The sequence below is a fragment of the Bradyrhizobium sp. Pha-3 genome, assembly GCF_042258325.1.
Classification (GTDB): Bacteria; Pseudomonadota; Alphaproteobacteria; order Rhizobiales; family Xanthobacteraceae; genus Bradyrhizobium; species Bradyrhizobium elkanii.
Genome location: NZ_CP170151.1, coordinates 596,559 through 617,760, shown reverse-complemented (window position 1 = coordinate 617,760; position 21,202 = coordinate 596,559). Strand labels below are relative to the sequence as shown.

18 protein-coding genes and 1 tRNA gene are annotated in these 21,202 nt (G+C 63.1%); 15 read left to right on the top strand and 4 right to left on the bottom strand.

The window, feature by feature from the left end; all coding sequences use genetic code 11:
• Positions 1-123 precede the first annotated feature (123 nt).
• Genes ACE10X_RS02800 through ACE10X_RS02785 form a run of 4 tightly spaced genes read left to right on the top strand, consistent with a single transcriptional unit; the run spans position 124 to position 3,619 of the window.
• A complete protein-coding gene (locus ACE10X_RS02800) occupies positions 124-420 on the top strand; it encodes a hypothetical protein (protein ID WP_375764027.1) in 297 nt (98 codons plus the stop codon).
• Positions 417-728, top strand: a complete 312-nt coding sequence (locus ACE10X_RS02795) for a hypothetical protein (protein WP_375764026.1) — start codon at positions 417-419, stop codon at positions 726-728. The genes ACE10X_RS02800 and ACE10X_RS02795 overlap by 4 nt, the downstream gene beginning before the upstream one ends.
• Positions 721-2,931 carry an ATP-binding protein gene (locus tag ACE10X_RS02790; protein WP_375764025.1) on the top strand — a complete coding sequence of 737 codons (2,211 nt, stop codon included), beginning with the start codon at positions 721-723 and terminating at the stop codon, positions 2,929-2,931. The genes ACE10X_RS02795 and ACE10X_RS02790 overlap by 8 nt, the downstream gene beginning before the upstream one ends.
• A gap of 28 nt (positions 2,932-2,959) precedes the next feature.
• Complete coding sequence (locus tag ACE10X_RS02785; protein ID WP_375764024.1) at positions 2,960-3,619, top strand: hypothetical protein; 660 nt, start codon at positions 2,960-2,962, stop codon at positions 3,617-3,619.
• 571 nt (positions 3,620-4,190) lie between these two features.
• Here ACE10X_RS02785 and ACE10X_RS02780 read toward each other — a convergent pair.
• From ACE10X_RS02780 to ACE10X_RS02765, 4 genes are all read right to left on the bottom strand, one after another.
• Positions 4,191-6,098, bottom strand: coding sequence for a UvrD-helicase domain-containing protein (locus tag ACE10X_RS02780; RefSeq protein WP_375764023.1), 1,908 nt, complete (start codon positions 6,096-6,098; stop codon positions 4,191-4,193).
• 1 nt (position 6,099) lies between these two features.
• Positions 6,100-8,076, bottom strand: coding sequence for an ATP-dependent endonuclease (locus tag ACE10X_RS02775; RefSeq protein ID WP_375764022.1), 1,977 nt, complete (start codon positions 8,074-8,076; stop codon positions 6,100-6,102).
• A gap of 1,134 nt (positions 8,077-9,210) precedes the next feature.
• Positions 9,211-9,287: transfer RNA gene (locus ACE10X_RS02770), tRNA-Arg, on the bottom strand.
• 152 nt (positions 9,288-9,439) lie between these two features.
• A complete protein-coding gene (locus ACE10X_RS02765) occupies positions 9,440-10,918 on the bottom strand; it encodes a sensor histidine kinase (RefSeq protein WP_038385614.1) in 1,479 nt (492 codons plus the stop codon).
• 365 nt (positions 10,919-11,283) lie between these two features.
• Between ACE10X_RS02765 and rpmH the strand changes: the two genes are divergently transcribed.
• The 11 genes from rpmH to dapE all read left to right on the top strand — a co-directional run bounded on the left by rpmH (position 11,284) and on the right by dapE (position 21,167).
• Positions 11,284-11,418: a 50S ribosomal protein L34 gene (gene rpmH / locus ACE10X_RS02760; protein ID WP_008542748.1), complete on the top strand. Its 135-nt coding sequence runs from the start codon at positions 11,284-11,286 to the stop codon at positions 11,416-11,418.
• A gap of 32 nt (positions 11,419-11,450) precedes the next feature.
• Positions 11,451-11,846 (top strand): ribonuclease P protein component, encoded by a 396-nt coding sequence (rnpA, locus tag ACE10X_RS02755; protein WP_375764021.1) that lies wholly within the window; start codon positions 11,451-11,453, stop codon positions 11,844-11,846.
• Positions 11,847-11,849: 3 nt separating this feature from the next.
• Positions 11,850-13,757, top strand: coding sequence for a membrane protein insertase YidC (gene yidC / locus ACE10X_RS02750; RefSeq protein WP_038385616.1), 1,908 nt, complete (start codon positions 11,850-11,852; stop codon positions 13,755-13,757).
• A 253-nt stretch (positions 13,758-14,010) separates the two neighbouring features.
• Positions 14,011-14,661: a ribosome biogenesis GTP-binding protein YihA/YsxC gene (gene yihA, locus ACE10X_RS02745; protein ID WP_038385617.1), complete on the top strand. Its 651-nt coding sequence runs from the start codon at positions 14,011-14,013 to the stop codon at positions 14,659-14,661.
• Entirely contained in the window at positions 14,661-15,029 is a 369-nt protein-coding gene (locus ACE10X_RS02740) for a DUF423 domain-containing protein (protein ID WP_038385618.1), read from the top strand. Before yihA ends, ACE10X_RS02740 begins: the two co-directional genes overlap by 1 nt.
• Positions 15,030-15,206: 177 nt before the next feature.
• Positions 15,207-16,100 (top strand): acetylglutamate kinase, encoded by an 894-nt coding sequence (argB, locus tag ACE10X_RS02735; protein ID WP_016848093.1) that lies wholly within the window; start codon positions 15,207-15,209, stop codon positions 16,098-16,100.
• A 59-nt stretch (positions 16,101-16,159) separates the two neighbouring features.
• Entirely contained in the window at positions 16,160-17,146 is a 987-nt protein-coding gene (locus ACE10X_RS02730) for a DUF1036 domain-containing protein (protein WP_304557893.1), read from the top strand.
• A gap of 186 nt (positions 17,147-17,332) precedes the next feature.
• Positions 17,333-18,025, top strand: coding sequence for a pyrimidine 5'-nucleotidase (locus ACE10X_RS02725; protein ID WP_038385621.1), 693 nt, complete (start codon positions 17,333-17,335; stop codon positions 18,023-18,025).
• Positions 18,026-18,284: 259 nt separating this feature from the next.
• Positions 18,285-19,130 carry a 2,3,4,5-tetrahydropyridine-2,6-dicarboxylate N-succinyltransferase gene (gene dapD / locus ACE10X_RS02720; RefSeq protein ID WP_021079579.1) on the top strand — a complete coding sequence of 282 codons (846 nt, stop codon included), beginning with the start codon at positions 18,285-18,287 and terminating at the stop codon, positions 19,128-19,130.
• A 241-nt stretch (positions 19,131-19,371) separates the two neighbouring features.
• Entirely contained in the window at positions 19,372-19,983 is a 612-nt protein-coding gene (locus tag ACE10X_RS02715) for a DUF805 domain-containing protein (RefSeq protein WP_038385624.1), read from the top strand.
• Positions 19,984-20,000: 17 nt separating this feature from the next.
• Positions 20,001-21,167, top strand: a complete 1,167-nt coding sequence (dapE, locus tag ACE10X_RS02710) for a succinyl-diaminopimelate desuccinylase (RefSeq protein ID WP_038385625.1) — start codon at positions 20,001-20,003, stop codon at positions 21,165-21,167.
• The last annotated feature ends 35 nt before the right edge of the window (positions 21,168-21,202 follow it).

Below are 21,202 nucleotides of genomic sequence, written 5' to 3'. Positions count from 1 at the left end.
CTGCGGACGCGGTTGCGTTTGTTTGCAGTGTGATGCCGAGCCCCGACGCGATGGGAAGCCGTCGAAGGCGAGCGTCGCGACGTGCGGTTGCGCCAGGTGCCGGCTTCGTCGGGAGCGCCGGGCATGAAAGCAGCGTACCGTGAAGACTTGATCCCCGCTTACCGCATCAAACGAGACGATGGCGGGACTTCGCTGATGTTCCGGTGCCCGCACTGTCAGGCCGTGCACTCTCACGGCGAGCCGGATGGTGAGCCGGCGGTGCTGACTGGACGTGCGGCTCATTGTTCTAATCCGCAGTCTCCCTGGCAGGGGAGCGGCTATCGCCTGATGATTGTCGGCAGCGTTCGTTCCTCCAAGCAACTGCCTTCAATCACGGCGACCGACATCGTGGCCCTCAATGAGGCGGTGACGGGCTCATGACAGCGCGAAAACTCATCGCTTTCGCGCGTATCGCATCGGCGGCGCGCGCTCAAGCCGAGTCGATCGTTTCGCGTTGGTTGCCGAGCGGACGGCGCGAAGGCGCCGAATGGATTGCGCTCAATCCGACGCGGGGCGACGCGAAGCCCGGGAGCTTCAAGATCAACCTCCGCACCGGCTCGTGGGCCGATTTCGCCACCGCCGATCGTGGCGGTGATCTCGTCTCCCTCGCCGCCTATTTGTTCCGCTTGAAGCAAGCTGAGGCCGCGTTGCGGGTGGCCGGCATGCTTGGACTGAATCCGTATGAGTAGTGATCCGTTTGCGCCGCTTCGCGGCAAGCCGGCCGCCCCGTCGACGATCGAGCCCGAGGCCGGTCGCAGCATCGTTGTTCCAATTCCTGCCGACGCGCCCGCGCCGCCCGAGGGCCGGCTCGGCCAACCGTCTGCCACTTGGCGATACACCGACGCGACCGGGGCATTGCTTGGCTACGTGCACCGCTTTGATCGGAATGGCGACAAGCAGTTCCGGCCTCAAACCTTGTGGCGTGATGATGCGGCCGGCGCGCTCGAATGGCGGTGGGAGTCGTGGCCGGCGTCCCGCCCGCTCTATGGCCTCGATCTTCTCGCAGCGAAGCCGAGTGCGCCTGTTGTCGTCACGGAGGGTGAGAAGGCCTGCGACGCTGCTCGACGCTTGTTGCCGGCCGGCTTCGTGGCGATCACGAGTCCGAACGGCTCAAAGAGCGCGAGGAAAGCCGATTGGTCGCCGCTCGCCGGGCGGCGCGTGATTATCTGGCCCGATGCGGACGACGCCGGACTGGCGTACTCTCAAGCCGTCGCATCGATCGTCGCGCCAATCGCGACATCCGTGCGCATCATGTCGCTGCCCGAGTCCTGCACTGAGGGATGGGACGCGGCGGATGCCGAGGCCGACGGCTGGGGACCGGATCGCATCGCGTTGTTGATCGACGGTGCGCGCACTGCCCAAGATGACAAACCGGATCAAAGCACTGAACCGGGGGAGCGCAAGCGCCGCGAAAGCCGTAGCGATGCATTGTTGGCCGCGCTTGACGGGCTCGATCTCTGGCATGATGCCGATCTTGTTGCTTACGCCACGATCGAGATCGCCGGGCACGCCGAGAATTGGGCGCTCAAATCGCAAGCTTTCAAGCGATGGCTGGCAAATCTCTCTCGCCTGAAAACCGGCCAGGTCCTTAGTAGCTCCACGCTCGATGACGTGATCCGAACGCTGGAAGCAATCGCGATCAACGAATGCCCTCGCCACATCGCTTGCTTACGGACGGGCCGATATGGCGAACATATCTATCTTGATCTCTGCGATGACGCATGGCGCGCCGTCGAGATCACAGCGCACGGATGGCAAGTGGTCGAGCGCCCGCCGGTGAAATTCATCCGGACACCGGCGATGCGCGCGTTGCCCGAGCCGGAGGCTGGCGAGGGGATCGAGATTTTTCGCGATCTCGTCAACGTCAAGGATGACGACAGCTTCAAACTTGTGGTCGCGTTCATGGTTGCCGCGTTGCGCGACCGGGGACCGTATCCAGTCCTCGTGGTAAACGGGGAGCAGGGTACCGGCAAGTCGGTATTCTCGCGCATGGTGCGCGGGCTGATCGACCCGAGCGCCGCGCCGATCCGCGCTGCCCCAAAAGACGATCGCGACCTTATCGTGTCGGCGATGAATTCAAAGGTTCTCGCTTTCGACAACCTGTCATCGGTGCCGAATTGGCTGAGTGACGCGCTCTGCCGAATCGCGACGGGCGGCGGCTTCGCAACCCGTATGCTGCATACTGATCGCGACGAGGTGATCTGTGAGGTGCAGTCGCCCGTTATCCTCAACGGCATCCCATCATTGACCGATCGGGCCGACTTGGCCGATCGCGCGCTCAATGTGCACCTTCGCGTCATTCCCGAGTCGGGCCGTCGGCCAGAAGACGCGTTGTGGCAGGTTTACCACGAGCGGCAGCCGCTGATTCTCGGCGGTTTGCTGGATGCCGTCAGCGCGGGACTGCGAAATGTCGCGAGCGTCAAACTGGATCGGCTGCCTCGCATGGCTGACTTCATGAAGTGGATCACCGCGTCCGAAACTGGCCTTGGCTGGGAAGCGGGGGACTTTGTTGCCGCATACAATCGAAACCGGGCCGATGTTGCGGACGGCGCCTTCGAAGCTGACGCGGTGGCGGTCGCGATCCGGGATTTCATGAGTGAGAGCACCGAGCAGGTTTGGACCGGCACGGCAACCGAATTGCTTAGTCGATTGACCGGCCATACCAGTGAGACGGTCCGGAGGTCGCGCGCCTGGCCGGCGACGGCATCAGGGCTCGGTAATCGCCTCGATCGCGCCGCGCCGCTTTTGCGCGCCAAGGGCTTCGTGATCGACCGGAGGAAATCAGACGCTCGATTGATCTCGATCATTGCGCCCGGTGACATGCCGGTCGCGCCCGGGCGCAGCGTCGCTCTGCCGTCACAAGCGGCCGACGACGACATCGCGCCGGTCTGACCCTGGCACCAATTCAAAGGAACCTTCAATGTCTCAAACATCATTCGATAGCGAATTGGATTCCGGCCTGTGGCTTTCCGTTGCCGAGCTTGCGCGACTAAAGAATCTATCCCGCCAAAGCGTTCATGAACGTGTTCGGCGGCTCGCCCAGGCCGGCAACATCGATACCCGTGGCGAGGGCCGCTCGCTTCGCGTGAATCTCGCGCAATATGACCTTGCGGTGGGCTCGACCGGCGATGCTGCCCGGGAGGCTGGTACAGCAACGAAGGCGATGGCCGATATCGATGCACCAACCTCTTCCGCCTTCCGTGATGCGCAGACGCGAGAGAAACAATACACCGCCGATTTGAAGTATCTCGAACTTCAACAACGGCTCGGCGAATTGGTGCCTGTTGCCGAGGCGAAGGCGGGCGCACGCATCATGGCCGAATCTGTCCTTAAGGTCATAACGCGCCTTCCCTCGCATGCCGATGCTCTCGCGACAGCGTTCACAAAGGCAGGAGTTTCGCAACTGCGATCCGAATTGAACGCCATCGTTCACAACATGCGTGTGGAGATAGCAGACGCCTTCGGCGTCATCGCAGAGAACGCCGAGCCGTGGATCGTCGATCCCGTTCACGGAATTAAACCAACCAAATCAACGATGGACAAAATTGACGATGACAAAACGGACGACTGCCACGACTAGGATGCAGAGCGGCGCGCGGGTAACTGACTGCACCGCAACGGCGGATCGAAATTCACCCCTTGGCGACGCCGGCTTTGCGCTTCGCGTCATCGCGACCGCCGTGCGGATGAAGCTTCACGAGCGATATTTGCTCGACGAAGGCGGCGCGCATCAGAGTGTCGATCCACGGAATTGGAATTGCGCGCCGGTGAACGATTGAAACGGCCACCGCAACAGTAACCAAGAACTTGTTACTCTTCGGCGCGCCTTGTTGATGTCCGCTATGCTTGAATAGCGACCAAATTCCGCAAGCCAGTGCCGCGATGGACTAGGAGGGACATCGCGGGGACGCGCGGACGTTCGCTCCCACCCACGGCTTGTTGAAGAGCACGTGATCGATGCCGCCGGCTGTTACGTCCGCATTTTGCAGACAAAGAAGTAGTAAGGCATTTTGTCTGCGCCGCGCGTTGGCCACTTCTGCCAACCCGCGAGGACGCAAAGCGCCGTGGTGGCGAATTGCTGGAAGCTCGCTTGCATTGTCCAGTTCGATGCGCCCAGCGAATAAGGCCGAAGCCCGCGATTTTGCCGTGCCTTAGGTCGACTTCTTTGCGATAGTCTTGACGCCCGCGCTGTTCAGCAGCGTGTACAGCGGAGCGATGCCGGCGCGATTTCCTCTCGCAGCGCAGTAAGAGAAAATGACGCGTTGCTTTGCGCGCGTGAACGCGACGAAGAACCCGCACATTTCTTCCTTGGTCTGCGACTGAAATGCAAACCATGCATCATCGTCGAGACCGACAAAGATCACCGTGTGATATTCGAGCCCCTTACTCTTGTGAATGGTCATGAGCGGCACCGCGTGTTCGCCCTCGTAGACGTCCAATGCGATGGTCCAGTTCGCGGCTGCCTTGCACGATATCTCAAGATGAACCGTCACGGCGTCAATTACCTTGGCCAACCAATCACCTTGCCGGTAGTCTGGCGACGACGCAACGATGTGCTGGCGACCAACGAAATCTATGAGCATCCTCACGATCGCTTCCGCTTCGGCATGCGATGCAGCCGGCTCCGAATGAATCGCAGCAAAGTCCGTTGACAGCTTATCCAGGCCCGCTGCGACCTTGGCGCGCGCATCGTCGTCGTCCAGCGCGAGACCACGCATGAAACACACGGCGTCGAGGCAGTCCGTCCAGAAGCGCCCTGCCCGCTTCGCGCTCACTAGGCGCAAGAGATCGATCACGATTTCCGAAATCGGCTCTCCCAGCAGTTCCTGCAAGGCAACCTCACCGACCATCTCCGACTCGTTGCGCAGCTGAATTCCTGCGCCTGCGAAGATCGGGGCGAGGATCTTCATGTAATTAGCAGCACGGACCCGCACTAGAATGCAGAAGTCTCTCGGCTTTAGCTTGTATGCCTTCATTTCGCTCGCGACGTAGCCTGCAAGTGCAGCGCCCTCTGCCGCTACACTGTGAAAGTCCCACACTTCACAGCTGCTACCTGTGACGGATGCAGCCGTCTTGGATGCTGGCTTGATAGTATTGGTGTCGATGGCACGCGCTAGAATCTCCTGAATGCGGACGAGGTCGGGTGACGATCGATAATTGTTTTGAAGCGGCGTGCGCTGAGCTTTGAAATCCGCCTCGAATGCCGCGAATGGGTCGTCCATTGCCATCGCAAAGCGCATAATCTGTTGCTTGTTGTCACCAACGGCCGTCACGATCGTGTCGGAACCAAGGAATAGCGCCTTCACGAGGTCGTACTGAACCTGCGTGGTGTCCTGAAATTCATCCATGAAGAGATGAGAGTAGGTCAGTTGGACCGCCTGCCGCACCATCGGATTCGTGTGGACAAGGTGAGCTGCAAGCCGACCGATCATGGCGAAGGTCAGGTAGCTGCGCGCGCTGCCATGAAGCCATGCCTGCCAGAACTGATCGGCCGCCCAATCGCCGGGCGGTGGGTTTGGAACCGGGCGTGTTGATAATGGACGTGACACGATCCAGCGCTTCTCGAATGTCTTGACCGATAGGGCCATGATGTCGGCCGCAGTGCCCACCGAGGCGGGTGGCGTGAGAGAGCGGAAAAAGTCGCGAAAAATCGGATCGCGACTTTGGGTCACAACGTCGTAGTCCGGAGTTGGTCGCCACTCTGGCGGAAGCGCTTGCCCGAACCGGTCGACGAGGCTCTTGGCGAAGGCATCGATCGTGAATGAATCAAATCGGTGCGCCTGTTCCGCATAGCAGCGTGCCGAAACACGCTTAGCGATGTTGAACGCAGCATCGCGCTTGTAGCTTAATGCGAGAACGCGCTGAGGTCGGGGCGATACGCCACATTGGAGAAGGTAGGACGCGCGCTGCGCAAGCAGCTCGGTCTTGCCCGAGCCGGGTCCCGCGATGACAGACCGATGGTTGTTGGAGCGCACGACCTCCAAAGCCTTATCCTCAAGCCCATCGAGACCGGCAGGCGTCCAGTCCTCGGGCCTGATGTAACGGCGCAGCAGCGTCATGTCAGTCCCGCTTGAGATTATTGCTGATGTGTTTCAGTAGGCTCCGATACGTTTCCGGCATCGCCGTCTCAAGCTTCTCCTCGGAGAGATGCGCGAACGCACGTAGGTGCGTCGCCGGTTTACTGTGCGTGAGGAAGTGATAGCGGTACGCTGGCATTTGCGCGTCGTAGCCGGGATAGGCAGTCTTGTAGGCGTCAAGTCCAGGCCCGGCCTCACCGAGCACGACCTTTGCGGCGTTTTCGGGCGTCATCTTCGGGCCGCCGCCCTTCGGGATCGCGGCCTTGTAGGCTTCGGGATATGCTTTCAGCATGGCCATGTCGAGATCGAGTGGTGCGGAGAAATAGACGCCGTAGGAGGCAATGAAATCAATCCACCCGGAAAGGTTCTCGTACTCGTCCCACTCATGCATTTCCTCGAATTCAGCCGGCGTCAGCACAGAGCCATCATCGACTTTCAAAAGCTCATTGCGATCAGCCCCGCTATCGATGAGGTGCCCAAGAGCAGTCTTGATGCGGCCAAAGCCACCCCCTTCGCGGCCGAGATCTAGGTCGAGCAGCGATGCGAACGGAATGTCGAGACCGTTGAGCAAACGCCAGAAGTGCTGTACGTGACGCCCCCCGAGCGGCGCGATTGCGACGAACGACGGGTCAAATAAAAACCCATCTGCCTCGGCGAGCTTCGGCAGAACGAGCCGCTCGGAATCGCCTTCAACCAGCAGCACAAACCGCGCGAAATAGAGCTCCGGAAACGCGAGCATCGCTCCGCGCACGAACTTGATGGCTTCTTCGTCTTTTTCCGGCAGCTTTACAGCCTTCACCGTCGTCAGCCGGGTCTTCTCGTCGCAGCGGCAGTATCGGACCTCTGTTGGATCGACGCGGCTCAGCACGGCCGGCGAATGACTCGTGATAATGGCTTGAGCCGTGTCACTTTCAACGATCGACCGCGTCTGACTCACGATCCGCGAGAGGTAATAAGGTGAAAGATGATTTTCCGGCTCTTCCATTGCGAAGATGCTGAGCGCCGGAATTCGCAAATCATCCGTGCGGAAGCCTTTGATCTTCCCGGCGACAGCATCCTTTTCGAGATCGAAAACGGCCGCGACCAAAGCGAAGTAGAACAACGACTGCTGACCATCACTAAGCGCGTCTAAGCCGCGCTGGATCGATGCCGGCCCTTTATTGAAGAGCACCTGAATACGCGCAACGACTTCCTCAAAGCGATGGCTGGTCAGCGTCAGTGCCGGATCGGTGTCGGTCTTCTCGTCGTGAAGCTCTTTCCACCGGTCGGACAGCGCACCGCTGATGGCCTTGATCGCGGCTTCGCCGCCAAAGGCCGCTGAAAGGGTCTTTGTAGCGGATTCGACCGTGCCCTTAGTCTTTGCCGACCACTCGATGGCCCGTAGCAGTCGGGCGGCAAGCGCGCCCGTCGAGGCGCGGATTTGAGCTTCGGCGTCGCGAGTTGCGGGTGTGTAGTAGACCTGGATGGTGCCACGATCGAGCGGCGCGACAACACGCTTGTCCGCATCGGTGATCTTTTCGTCGAGCTTATCGACCCAGTAGAGATTCTGCGTCACCTCCCCCTCGGCCGTTCCGTCATATTCCCACTGCGCTTCGAGGCGCATCCGGCACACAGGCGTTGCGCCGGGCCCGGCCAGTTGCATGTGTTTGAACGCGGGCGCTGTGGTGTGCGCGGTCGCTGATCCTTTGGCGAGTTCGGGGAGCGCGATGATCACGTCGATGGACATGGTTCGCGTTGTCCGATCATCCGGGGGGACGTCGGGTGGCAAATGAAAGTCGGACCGCCGCACCGTTCGTTGCGCGCGCGTGACCCCGAACAGCTTGCACAGCGCCTGAAGAACGGCCGTTTTACCTGATGCGTTCGGGCCGACTATGGCCAGTAGGTCGTTTCCGATTTCAATGGTGTGCGGGTTGGACCCGAAGCAGCGGAAGCCGGCAATAGAAACAGACTGGAGGCGCATACACCCGCTCGTTCTCGTTGAAGGCGGGCACAATACAATCTTTTCGAAGTTACGGAACCGGGCGTCCAGTGGATGTCCACTTTGACTTGCAAGCGACCAAGCTTTCCAGGCGGCGCGCGGGACTACGACAGTTGCAACAGAAGGCTGATAGGCTTCGCAGCGGGACGCATCCATGCGTCAAAAGAGCATAGTGAAGCAAATACAGCCCGCCACGTTGAAAAAGGTCTCCATTAGGCCGCTACCTTGTTTCGTACGATACAAATGCTCCGTGACCCGGCGCAACGTTCGGGGTGTGGCTTACCTCTCGCCGCTCGCACTTCGGCACGCTAGCATTGGGTATCGGACGATCGAGCAATGCATCGTTAGCGCCCTCCATCGAGGCCTCGCATGGCGCGCGCTTCGCTCGTGGCGCGCCGCGCATCGCTCGCGTCCAGCAGAGGGCGATGCCGAGAAGTTTCACCGTTCGCTGGCTGCACGTGCCCCCCGCCGCCCCCTTGCCGCTCGCGCTCGGCACGCTGCCCGTGCATGTCGGCGATCATGGCGACGCATCGTTCATGCCCTCGGTCGTGGCCTCGCGAGGCGCGCTTCCCTTCGAGGCGCGCCATCCGGCCTGCGGCACGCTGCCGAGGAGCGGGTCCTTCCCGGGGGCCGCCCCTCTACGGCACAAGCGCGCCCCGAAAACTCGCCAGCCGCTAAGTTGGGATTCTCACCTGACAACCCTGACGTATCGCACCTAGCGCGCGTCACAGCGTCAGGACCGTGGCCGGCGCTCCTGACGACCTCGATTTTTCGGACGGTTCCGGGCGGCACCGGACGGCAAACCGCACGCATGAGCAACCCGCATAGCTATAGCGTTTCGGACGGCTTGGGCGGCTTGGGCGGCCCGATTCCTTATCTAAAAGAAGAAGGCTCCACGGAGGGGTGCGTGCACCGGATACCATGCCACGATCGCATGGCTCGCTCGGCTCGTCAGCCCCGGCCAGCGGTGCGGCAAAGATGTGAGCAAGGGCGCGGGATCAACTTCCGACGAGCGCGAATTTCGACCGTCAGCTTGCACAGCGCTTGCACGGGCAACGCGAAAATAGCCAAGCCTTTTGGCCCTAGCGATAAGACCCTAATCTGTAAGGGAAAAACTGGCGCGCCCGGAACGATTCGAACGTCCGACCCTCAGATTCGTAGTCTGATGCTCTATCCAGCTGAGCTACGGGCGCATTTTCGCGGGAGGGCTTGAGCCCGCATGGCTCCGGGAGCCCCGGAACGTCGCGAAAGAGCGCTCTAGCTACAGGCTCCGGCTCCAGTTGGCAAGGTCTGGAAGTGCCAATTTCGGCGCGGCTTTAGCCGCCCCGGAGTACCGGAAGGGCCCCTATGCCCTCGCCCGCTCGCTGCGGACCGACAGCAGTTCCACCGGACGATCCGGGATCGAAATCCGGAAGGTGGCGCCGATGGTGCCCTCGACCAGATGGATGTGGCCGCCGTGCGCCCGGATCAGCTCGGCGGCAATCGCAAGGCCGAGTCCGCTGCCGCCGGGGCGCCCGGAGGTCTGGAACGCCTCGAACAGGTGCTCGCGCGCCTTGGCCGGAACGCCCGGACCGGTGTCGGAGACCTCGATGATCGCAACCGTCCCCTCGCGGCGGCCGGTGATGCGGATCTGCTGCGCGCCGCCGTCGCTGGCCGGCCGGCTTTCCAGCGCCTGCGTCGCGTTGCGCACCAGATTGAGCAGCACGCGGAACAGCTGGTCCGGGTCGGCGTCGATGGTCAGGCCGCGCTCGATCGCGCTGATCCAGGTGATCGAGACATCGGTCGCAAGCCCCGCCGACTCCCGCACCTCGGCAACCGCGGGCTCCACCATGATCACGCGGCGATCAGGCGCCGCCTCCTGCGCGCGGCCATAGGAGAGTGTCGACTGGCAGAAGGCGATGGCGCGCTCCAGCGAGCGCAACAATTTCGGCGCAAAGCGCTGCACCCGCGGGTCGGGCACGCTGGCGAGCTGATCCGACAGCAATTGCGAGGACGCCAGCAGATTGCGCAAATCATGGTTGATCTTGGAGACGGCGAGCCCGAGCGCGGCAAGCCGGCTCTTCTGATGCAGCATCGAGACGAGGTCGCGCTGCATGTCCGACAGCTCGCGCTCGGCAACGCCGATCTCGTCGCCGCGCTGGCTCGGCACGATGATTCGCGCCGAACTCTCCGGATTCTCGTGGAAGCCGACCAGGCTCGCGGTCAGCCGCCGCATCGGGCGCACGAACAGATAATGCAGCGCCAGATAGACCAGGCCGGCGGTCAGGCCGGCAATCAACAGCGCGACGACCAGGACGTTGCGCGAGAAGCGGTACATCGCCTGCCGCAGCGGCTTCTCGTCGATCACGACCTCGATGAATTGCGCCTGGCCCGGCGCGGGTCCGACCACGCGGATGGTCTGGTCGCCATGCTCCAGCATGATCTCGAAGGCATCGACGATCGCCGACCACACCGTCATGGTCCGCATGTCGACGTCATGGTCGATCGCGGCCGGCAGGTCGGCGCTGGCGAGCAGCCGGCGCTGCTGTCCCAATTTGATGGCGACGGCACGGGCGCCGATGCTGGTCAGGATCTGCCGCGCCAGCGAATCCGGCACCAGGCCGGACGGGGCGGCATCGAGCACCAGCGCCGCGGTATTGGCGGCGGCCAGGCGGTCGTTGAGCCGGTTCATCCGGAAGTTGGCGATGGCCGGCACGTAGATCAGGAGCCCGGCGATCATCACCAGGGGAATCGTCAGCAGCAAAAGCTTGCCCGACAGCCCGAGCCGGGGGGACGGCTTGGGCCGCTGCTTCTGCGCGGTCGCCTGATCGTCAGTTAGAGCCACAAGATAAGGCCTTGTTTGGCTTAGGGGTCGGAAGATGGGGCCCGGCCCCCAAGCCGGTCAAATTACGGATCGCTAATGTGGGCGGTTCCCCGAACGCCCCAAAGCGTCTCCATACCGTCAAATACCCCGCGAAATCAGATATATTCGCCCCAATTGCGACGTTTCGAAGAAGCCTTTTTGCGACGGCCTGTGACATTGACGAAAACAGGGCGCTCCCTTATAAGCCGCGCCAACTGTCCGCGATGGCCCGGTTCTTGACCCGGGGGCGGCTCCTTGGGGCCGTCAACGGCTCGTTTGGGCCTGCCAGCATCACCGGACTCCATCTCAATACAACGGCAAATTGCCCGGTCAGCGGAGAATTACCCGTGAAGCGGACTTATCAACCCAGCAAACTGGTGCGCAAGCGCCGTCACGGCTTCCGTGCCCGTCTCGCCACGGCCGGCGGCCGTAAGGTCCTCGCTGCGCGCCGCGCGCGTGGCCGCAAGCGCCTGAGCGCCTGAGCCCGGACGTCTCCTCTCCGGAGATACCCATTATGGATCGGCTGAGGCAGCGGGCGGATTTCCTCGCCGTTGCCAATGGCGCACGGGCGAATACCACAGCTTTTGTGCTGCAGGGCCGCCGCCGCGACGATCAGGGCCCGATCCGCGTCGGCTATACCGTCACCAAGAAGAACGGCACCGCGACCGAGCGCAACCGCATCCGCCGCCGGCTTCGCGAAGTGATGAGACAGGTCGACGCCGTATTCATGCGGCCGCACCATGATTATGTGCTAGTGGGCCGTCGTGACGCGCTGACCCGCGACTTTGCGACCATGCTTGACGACCTGCGGTCGGCGCTGCGCCGCCTCGACCGGCCTGCGCCCAAGACGGGTAACAACAAGACGGGTAACAAGAGCGCGCCCAATCCGAATGGAATGACGAGACCCTAAGAGATGTCCGACAACCGCAACACGATCCTTGCCGTCATTCTGTCCGGCCTCGTCCTGATCGCCTGGCAATACTTCTACAATGTGCCGCAGATGGAGAAGCAGCGCGAGGCGCAGCGCCAGGCGGAGTTGCAGAAGCCGGCGCCGCAGGCGACTCCGGGTGCTACTCCCGGCGCTGCTCCTGGCGCCGCTCCGGGAACCTCAGCGACTCCCTCTCCGGCCCCCGGCGCGCCTGCTGCTGACGCTCCGGTAGCGAGCCGCGAGACGGTGCTTGCCTCCGGCCCGCGCATCAAGATCGAGACCCCGCGCGTCACCGGCAGCATCGCGCTGAAGGGCGCCCGGATCGACGACCTGGCGCTGGTCCAGTTCCGCGAGACGGTCGATCCGAAATCGCCGGCTGTCGTACTGCTTTCGCCGTCGGGCACGGCCGAGCCTTATTATGCCGAGTTCCTGTGGCTGACCGCCAACGGCTCATCGGTGAAGACGCCGAACGCCGAAACCGTCTGGCAGCAGGAGGGATCGAACAGCCTGTCGCCGAGCGCCCCGGTGATTCTGAAATACGAGAACGGCCAGGGCCTGACCTTCCGCCGCACCATCTCGATCGACGATCGCTACCTCTTCAGCATCAAGGACGAGGTCATCAATCAAGGCAGCGCGCCGGTGACGCTGTATCCGTTCGGGTTGATCTCGCGCGGCGGCAAGCCGCCGGTCTCCGGCTACGCGATTCTGCACGAAGGCCCGATCGGCTATCTCGGCGAACACGGCCTGCAGGAATTCAGCTACAAGAACATCGACGAGGCCAAGACCTCGACCGGCGGAAACTCGCGCGGCATCGTGTTCACGAAGGTCACCGACGGCTGGCTCGGCATCACCGACAAATACTGGGCCACGGCACTGCTGCCGGAGACCACCGCAACGCTCGAAAGCGCCCGCTTCACCACCGGCGACAAGCGCTACCAGACCGACTACATGCTCGGCGCGCAGACCATTCCGATCGGCGGCACCGGCGTTGCCAACGGGCGGCTGTTCGCCGGCGCGAAGGAGGCCGCCACGGTCGGCCTCAACTTCCCGCTGGTCGGCTTCGGCGGCTACAACAAGCAGCTCGGCCTCAACCATTTCGATCTCCTGATCGACTGGGGCCATTTCTACTTCATCACCAAGCCGATGTTCCTGGCGCTCGACTGGTTCTATCGCCTGGTCGGCAATTTCGGCATCGCGATCCTCTTGGTGACCGTGATCGTGAAGCTCCTGTTCTTCCCGCTCGCCAACAAGTCCTACGCCTCGATGGCGAAGATGAAGTCGGTGCAGCCGCAGCTGCAGGCGCTGAAGGAACGCTATCCTGATGACCGCGTGAAGCAGCAGCAGGAGATGATGGAGATCTACAAGAAGGAGAAGATCAACCCGATCGCGGGCTGTCTTCCCGTCGCCTTGCAGATCCCGGTGTTCTTCTCGCTCTACAAGGTGCTGTTCATCACCATCGAAATGCGGCACGCGCCGTTCTTCGGCTGGATCAAGGACCTCTCGGCGCCCGATCCGACCAACCTGTTCACGCTGTTCGGCCTCATTCCGTTCGATCCGATCGCGCTGCTGGGACCGCATTTCGGCTCCTATCTGGTGATGGGTATCTGGCCGATCATCATGGGCATCACGATGTGGGTCCAGATGAAGCTCAATCCGGCGCCGCCGGATCCGACCCAGAAGATGATCTTCGACTGGATGCCGCTGATCTTCACCTTCATGCTGGCAGGCTTCCCGGCGGGTCTCGTGATCTACTGGGCCTGGAACAACCTGCTGTCGGTGCTGCAGCAGAGCTACATCATGCGGCGCAACGGCGTGAAGGTGGAGCTGTTCGACAATCTGAAGTCGACGTTTCAAAAAAAAAGCGTGACGACTGAGACAAAGAAGGCGACGTAGCTTCCAGCAACAGCGCTTCGTCACCATGTCATGCCCGGCCTTGTGCCGGGCATCGACGTATTGGAGCGCGGCCAGCGCGTTTTCGAGCGAAGCGGACGACGGTTCGCGGGAAGAAAACGCGTCAAAACAAACAGCTGGAGCTTCGATTCAATCAGAACCGAGGCTCCAGACGTTGACCTGGACGGCCGGGTCGTCCTACGCCAAGGACCCGCCTTGGGCCTTTGCCCGGCCGCCACGAGATGGAATCCTTCGCATGAGCACCGAACCCGATGCGGCGCTGATCGAGCAAGGCCGAAAACTGTTCGCCGGCGACTGGCGCTTCATCTGGGCCTCGCCCTCGATCGAGACGCTGCCGCCGATGGCCGGCCTCGAGGTCGCCTTTGCCGGCCGCTCCAATGTCGGCAAGTCGAGCCTGATCAACGCGCTGACCGGCCGCAGCAACCTGGCGCGCACCTCGCACACGCCGGGGCGAACCCAGGAGCTGATCTTCTTCGAGGGACCGGAGAAGGCGGGCTTCCGCCTCGTCGACATGCCCGGCTACGGCTACGCCTCGGCGCCGAAGACCAAGGTGGCGTCATGGACGGCGCTGATCCACAAATTCCTGCTCGGGCGCGCGACACTGGCGCGGGTCTACGTGCTGATCGACGCGCGCCACGGCATCAAGGACGTCGATCTCGACGTGCTGAAGACGCTGGACAAGTCCGCGGTCAGCTATCAGGTCGTGCTGACCAAGGCCGACCAGGTGAAGGCCGGCGAACTCAAGACCGTCGTCGCCGACACGTCAGCAACACTCGCAAAACATCCCGCCGCCTTCCCCGAAATGCTGGTGACCTCGTCGCGCACCGGCGACGGCATGCCGGAGCTGCGTGCCGCCATGGTGCGCCTGATCGAGGAACGGCGCTGATGAGCGGCGCATCCCGCCTCCTGATCGGCCTTGCCGCCATCATGGGCGCCTGCGGCGTGATGCTGGCGGCGGCTGCAGCCCATCTGCCAGATGCGACGCGGCTGGCGGCGGCATCCTCGATGCTGCTGTTCCATGCACCCGCCGTAGTTGCGACCATCGCGGTCGCGGATCGCGCGATCATCCATGCCAAGCTCGCAGTCGTGGCGGCGGCCGGGTTCGTCATCGCGGCGTCATTGTTCGCGGGCGACCTCGTGCTGCGCCAATATGCCGGCCATGGATTGTTTCCGATGGCCGCGCCCGCCGGCGGAACGCTGTTGATCCTGAGCTGGCTGGTACTGGCGGTCGCGGCGGTGTGGCCGAAGCGGTGACCCGTAGCCCGGATGGAGCGCAAGCGAAATCCGGGAATCGTGCCGCGGCTGCAAACCCCGGATTGCGCTTCGCTCCATCCGGGCTACAGATACAAGCGAATACCTCTCCCGCTTTGCGCCCTGCCCGCCAATCAGATAGAACCGCGCCATCCCTCCGCTGACGACGAGACCAGCCCCATGACCGACCAGCACATCAGCCCGCTCGATCAGGCCCGCATCCTGTCCGAGGCGCTGCCGCACATGCAGGAATATGACGAGGAAACCATCGTCATCAAATATGGCGGCCATGCCATGGGCGCCGAGGACACCGCGAAGGCGTTCGCGCGCGACATCGTGCTGCTCGAGCAGACCGCGATCAATCCGGTGGTCGTGCATGGCGGCGGGCCGCAGATCGCGACCATGCTGAAGCGCCTCGGCATCCAGTCGGAATTCGCCGCGGGCCTGCGCATCACCGACGCCGCCACCATCGAGATCGTCGAGATGGTGCTGGCGGGCTCGGTCAACAAGCAGATCGTCGGCTATATCAACGAAGCCGGCGGCAAGGCCGTGGGCCTCTCCGGCAAGGACGGCAACATGGTGAAGGCGTCGAAGACGACGCGCACCATGGTCGATCCGGATTCCAACATCGAGAAGGCCATCGATCTCGGCTTCGTCGGCGATCCCGAAAAGGTCGACCTCACGCTGCTCAATCAGCTGATCGGCTATGAGCTGATCCCGGTGCTGGCGCCGCTCGCGACCTCGCAGGACGGCCAGACCCTGAACATCAACGCCGACACCTTCGCCGGCGCGATCGCGGGCGCGCTGAAGGCCAAGCGGCTGCTGCTGCTGACCGACGTGCCGGGCGTGCTCGACAAGTCCAAGAAGCTGATTCCGGACCTGTCGATCAAGGAAGCCCGCAAGCTGATCGCCGACGGCACGATTTCCGGTGGCATGATCCCGAAGGTCGAGACCTGCATCTACGCGCTCGAACAGGGCGTGCAGGGCGTCGTGATCATCGACGGCAAGACGCAGCACGCGGTGCTGCTCGAGCTCTTCACCAACCAGGGCACCGGCACGCTGATCCATAAGTAATGGCAGACGCGGGACACACGGCGAGGATCCCTCGCCGGTCGCCGGCGGCGCGGCTCGCGATGGCGCTGCCGGCCGCGCTGGTGTCGTTCCTGTTCTCGTCGGCGCCGGCGCATGCCGATCTCAAGCTCTGCAACCGCATGAGCTATGTGATCGAGGCCGCGATCGGCATCGACGACAAGGCCGCGACCGCGACACGCGGCTGGTTTCGCATTGATCCGGCGACCTGCCGGGTCGTGGTGCAGGGCGCGCTCACCGCCGACCGCGTGCTGCTCAATGCGCGGGCGCTCGGCGTCTACGGCGCCTCGCCGATCCCGCAGAACGGCACCGACACGCTCTGCGTGGCTCAAGACAATTTCGTGATCGCCGCCGCGCGGCAATGCCGCTCCGGCCAGATGCCCGCGCAATTCACCCAGATCACGCCGACGAAGACCGACGACGGCAATCTGGTCGCCTATCTCGCCGAAGACAGCGAATATGACGACGAGCAGGCGCGCCTCGCCGGCATCCAGCGCCTGCTGGTGATCGCGGGCTACGATGCGGCGCCGATCGACGGCGTCGACGGGCCGAAGACCCAGAGTGCGCTGTCGGCGTTCCTCAGGAGTCGCGGGCTCGCCGGCGACATCGTGCAGTCGCCGAATTTCTTCGCCACCATGATCGATGCCGTGCAGAAGCCGTCGCCATCGGGGCTGACCTGGTGCAACGACACGCCGCACAAGGTGATGGCCGCGGTTGCGACCGACGACGGCAAGGTGGTGACAAGCCGCGGCTGGTATCGCATCGACCCCGGCAAGTGCCTGCATCCGGACGTGACAGGCACGCCGAAGCAGATCTATTCGTTTGCCGAAGCGGTCGACAACGACAACCGGGCCATCCGCATCAAGGACAAGCCGCTGAACTGGGGCGGCGGGGTCCAGCTCTGCACCCGCGAAAGCAAGTTCGAGATCAACGAACAGGGCGACTGCGCCACCCGCGGCCTCGCCGCGCTCGGCTTTACCACCGTCGACATGACCAGCGGCGGCAAGACGCTGCGCTTTGCGATGCCGTGATGAAGACAACGGCGCCACAAATACCACAGTCGTCCTGGCGAAAGCCAGGACCCATAACCACAGGATTGCGTTTGGCGAAGAACGACGAGCACCGTGCCACATTGATAGATTCCGCGGTATGGGTCCTGGCTTTCGCCAGGACGACGGCGGAAGACTGGGCGATCGCGCCGACACGCGGAGAAAGCCATGACTAAAACTGCCCGCAGCTTCGGCCATGTCGAGACCTGGGTGTTCGACCTCGACAACACGCTGTATCCGCATCACGTCAACCTGTGGCAGCAGGTCGATGCGCGGATCGGCGAGTTTGTCGGCAATTGGCTGAAAATCTCGCCCGAGGAAGCACGGCGGCTGCAGAAGGACTACTATCTGCGCTACGGCACCACGATGCGCGGCATGATGACCGAGCACGGCGTGCAGGCCGACGACTATCTCGCTTATGTGCACAAGATCGACCACTCGCCGCTACAACCCAATCCGGCGATGGGAGCCGCGATCGCAAAACTGCCGGGGCGCAAGCTGATCCTGACCAACGGCTCGGTCGACCATGTCGATGCGGTGCTGGGCCGGCTCGGCATCAGCAACCATTTCGACGGCGTGTTCGACATCATCGCCGCCGATCTCGAGCCGAAGCCGGCGCCGCAGACCTACCAGAAGTTCCTCAGGCTCCACGACGTCGATCCGGCGAGGGCTGCGATGTTCGAGGACCTCGCGCGCAATTTGGTGGTGCCGCATGAGCTCGGCATGACCACCGTGCTGGTCGTGCCCGACGGCAGCCAGGAGGTGGTGCGCGAGACCTGGGAGCTCGAAGGCCGCGACGCCGCTTATGTCGACCATGTCACGGATGATCTCACCGGCTTCCTGCAGCGGCTGAAGCCGTAGCCTCTCAACACGCGTCGTCCCGGCAAAAGCCGGGACCCATTACCACCAATCCGCGCTTGGCTACTCGCTGTGGCCCCAGCGTGCCGCAACGCTGGCATTCGTGGTTATGGGTCCCGGCTCGCGCTTCGCTTGGCCGGGACGACGGGAGGAGAGAGTCGGCTTGGCAGGAAGGAGTTTGCCTTGACTCGGCGGCCCCAAATTCCGAAAAAGCCCTGCAAAATTCCCGTCATAATCCCCGATACGCCCAAGGATTGTCCTGATGTCGCTGTCCGCCCTCGAAACCACCGTCAACACCGCGTTCGACGCCCGCGAAGGCATTTCGACCTCGACCAAGGGTGAGGTCCGCGAGGCGGTCGACCACGCGCTGGAGCTGCTCGACAAGGGCGAGGCGCGCGTTGCCGAGCGCGAGGCGAGCGGCAAGTGGAAGGTCAACCAGTGGCTGAAGAAGGCCGTGCTGCTGTCGTTCCGCCTCAACGATATGGGCCAGATCGCGGGCGGCCCGGGCAAGGCGTCGTGGTGGGACAAGGTGCCGTCGAAGTTCGAGGGCTGGGGCGAGAACCGTTTCCGCGACGCCGGCTTCCGTGCCGTGCCCGGCGCGATCGTGCGCCGCTCGGCCTTCATCGCCCGCAACGTCGTGCTGATGCCCTCCTTCGTCAATCTCGGCGCCTATGTCGATGAAGCCACCATGATCGACACCTGGTCGACGGTCGGCTCCTGCGCCCAGATCGGCAAGCGCGTGCACATCTCCGGCGGCGTCGGCATCGGCGGCGTGCTCGAGCCGCTGCAGGCCGAGCCGGTGATCGTCGAGGACGATTGCTTCATCGGCGCGCGCTCGGAGGTCGCCGAGGGCGTGATCGTGCGCAAGGGCGCGGTGCTGTCGATGGGCGTGTTCCTCGGCGCCTCGACCAAGATCGTCGACCGTGAGACCGGTGAAATCTTCGTCGGCGAGGTCCCGGAATATGCCGTCGTGGTGCCCGGCACGCTGCCGGCCAAGCCGCTGAAGAACGGCCAGCCGGGACCTGCCACCGCCTGCGCCGTGATCGTCAAGCGCGTCGACGAGCGCACCCGCGCCAAGACCAGCATCAACGAGCTGCTGCGGGACTGATCGGTCTTTCGCCGCGAGATCAGTCCATCACCGTCACCCTGAGGAGCTTGCGAAGCAGGCGTCTCGAAGGGTCGACGGCCACCAGCGGGGCCGTGCATCGTTCGAGGCTCGCCCAGCGGCGCAATTGCGCCGCAAGGCTCGCACCTCAGGATGACGGGTCTGGACTGATCGAACCAATTTCGATCTGACGCCGACATATCTCCGGGCCGCGAAGAATTGCCGCAGCCCGGAGTTTATTTTCATGGACTGGGCCAATTACCTGTTCGGCTTCAAGGGCCGCGTCAACCGGGCCAAATTCTGGCTCGCAGGGCTGATCATCGTCTGCTGGATGATGTTCCTGGCTTTACTGGCGGTCTCGGCCGGCCTTGGCGGCAAGAACGGGTTCAGCTTCAATGTCGACGACATCTTCCGGGCCTTCGACCCCGACAGCTACAGATCGCTGAGCTGGGCCGGATTGCCGGCATTGCTGGTCAAGGCCTGCGGAACGTTCTTGTTCGTTTGGGTCTATGTCGCTGTCTCGATCAAGCGCCTGCACGACCGCGACAAGAGCGGCTGGTGGATGGTGCCGTTCTTCGCGATCCCGGGTCTCATGAGCCAGTTCTCGGACCGGCTCCCCGATGAATCCTATTGGGTGGTGGCCGCGGGAACGATCGTCTTCGTGCTCTATGTCTGGGGCTTCATCGAGCTCGCCTTCCTGCCTGGCACGCGCTACCCTAATCGCTACGGCCCCAATCCGCTTGGAAAATCCCATGTGCGGCAAGGCCGCGACAGCGGGTCGCGCTCCGTGCACGGCTGGGATCAGCAGAGCGAGCTTGATACCGTGCCGCACAAAGCTGGTCCACCCGCCGGGTGACGTGTTAAGCGAGGCGCATGAGTGATGCCGTCTCGATTACCCGCGATCTCGTTCGCTGCCCCTCCGTCACCCCGGCCGACGCCGGCGCGCTTGGCGTTCTCGAAAACCTGCTGAAGACCGCAGGATTCGAGGTCCACCGCGTGACCTTCTCCGAGCCCGGCACCGCCGATGTCGACAACCTCTATGCGCGCATCGGCAGCTCGGCGCCGCATATCACCTTCGCCGGCCACACCGACGTGGTGCCGCCCGGCGATGAAGCCGCGTGGACGCTCGGCGCGTTCTCCGGCGAGGTGAAGGACGGCTATCTCTACGGCCGCGGCGCCGTCGATATGAAGGGCGGCATCGCCTGCAGCGTCGCTGCGGTGCTGCAATATCTGCAGGACCATGGCGGCAAGCCACAAGAGAATGGCAACGGCACGATCTCCTTCCTGATCACCGGCGATGAGGAAGACGTCTCGATCAACGGCACCGTCAAGCTGTTGAAATGGTGCGCCGGGCGCGGCGAGAAATTCGACCATTGCGTGCTCGGCGAGCCCTCGAATGTCGAAGTGCTGGGCGACATGATCAAGATCGGCCGGCGCGGCTCGCAATCCGGCACGCTGGTCGTCGACGGCGTGCAGGGCCACGTCGCCTATCCGCACCGCGCCTCCAATCCGGTGCCTGATATCTCGCGACTGATCGTGGCGCTGAGCGACGAGCCGCTCGATCTCGGCAGCGCGCAGTTCCAGGCCAGCAACCTCGAATTCACCACGGTCGATGTCGGCAACACCGCGAGCAACGTGATCCCCGGCCAGGCGCGGGCAAAATTCAACATCCGCTACAACGACAACCATACCCAGGAGAGCCTGCGGCAGCTGGTCGACGAACGGCTGGTGAAAGCCTGCGGCAACCGGATCCGCGCCCATATCGATTGGCAACCGTCGAACTCGAACGTGTTCGTCACCCAGCCCGGCCCGTTCACCGACCTCGCGGTCGCCGCGATCGAGGAGGTCACCGGCCGCAGGCCGGAGCTATCGACCTCCGGCGGCACCTCGGACGCGCGCTTCATTTCCAGCTATTGCCCGGTGATCGAGTTCGGCCTGGTCGGCCAGACCATGCATCAGGTCGATGAACGCACGCCGGTGACCGATCTGGAGAAGCTGACGAAGATCTATCGCGGCGTGTTGGAACGGTATTTCGGGTAGGCCAGCCGCCCGGCTGGACAAAAACATCGAAAACA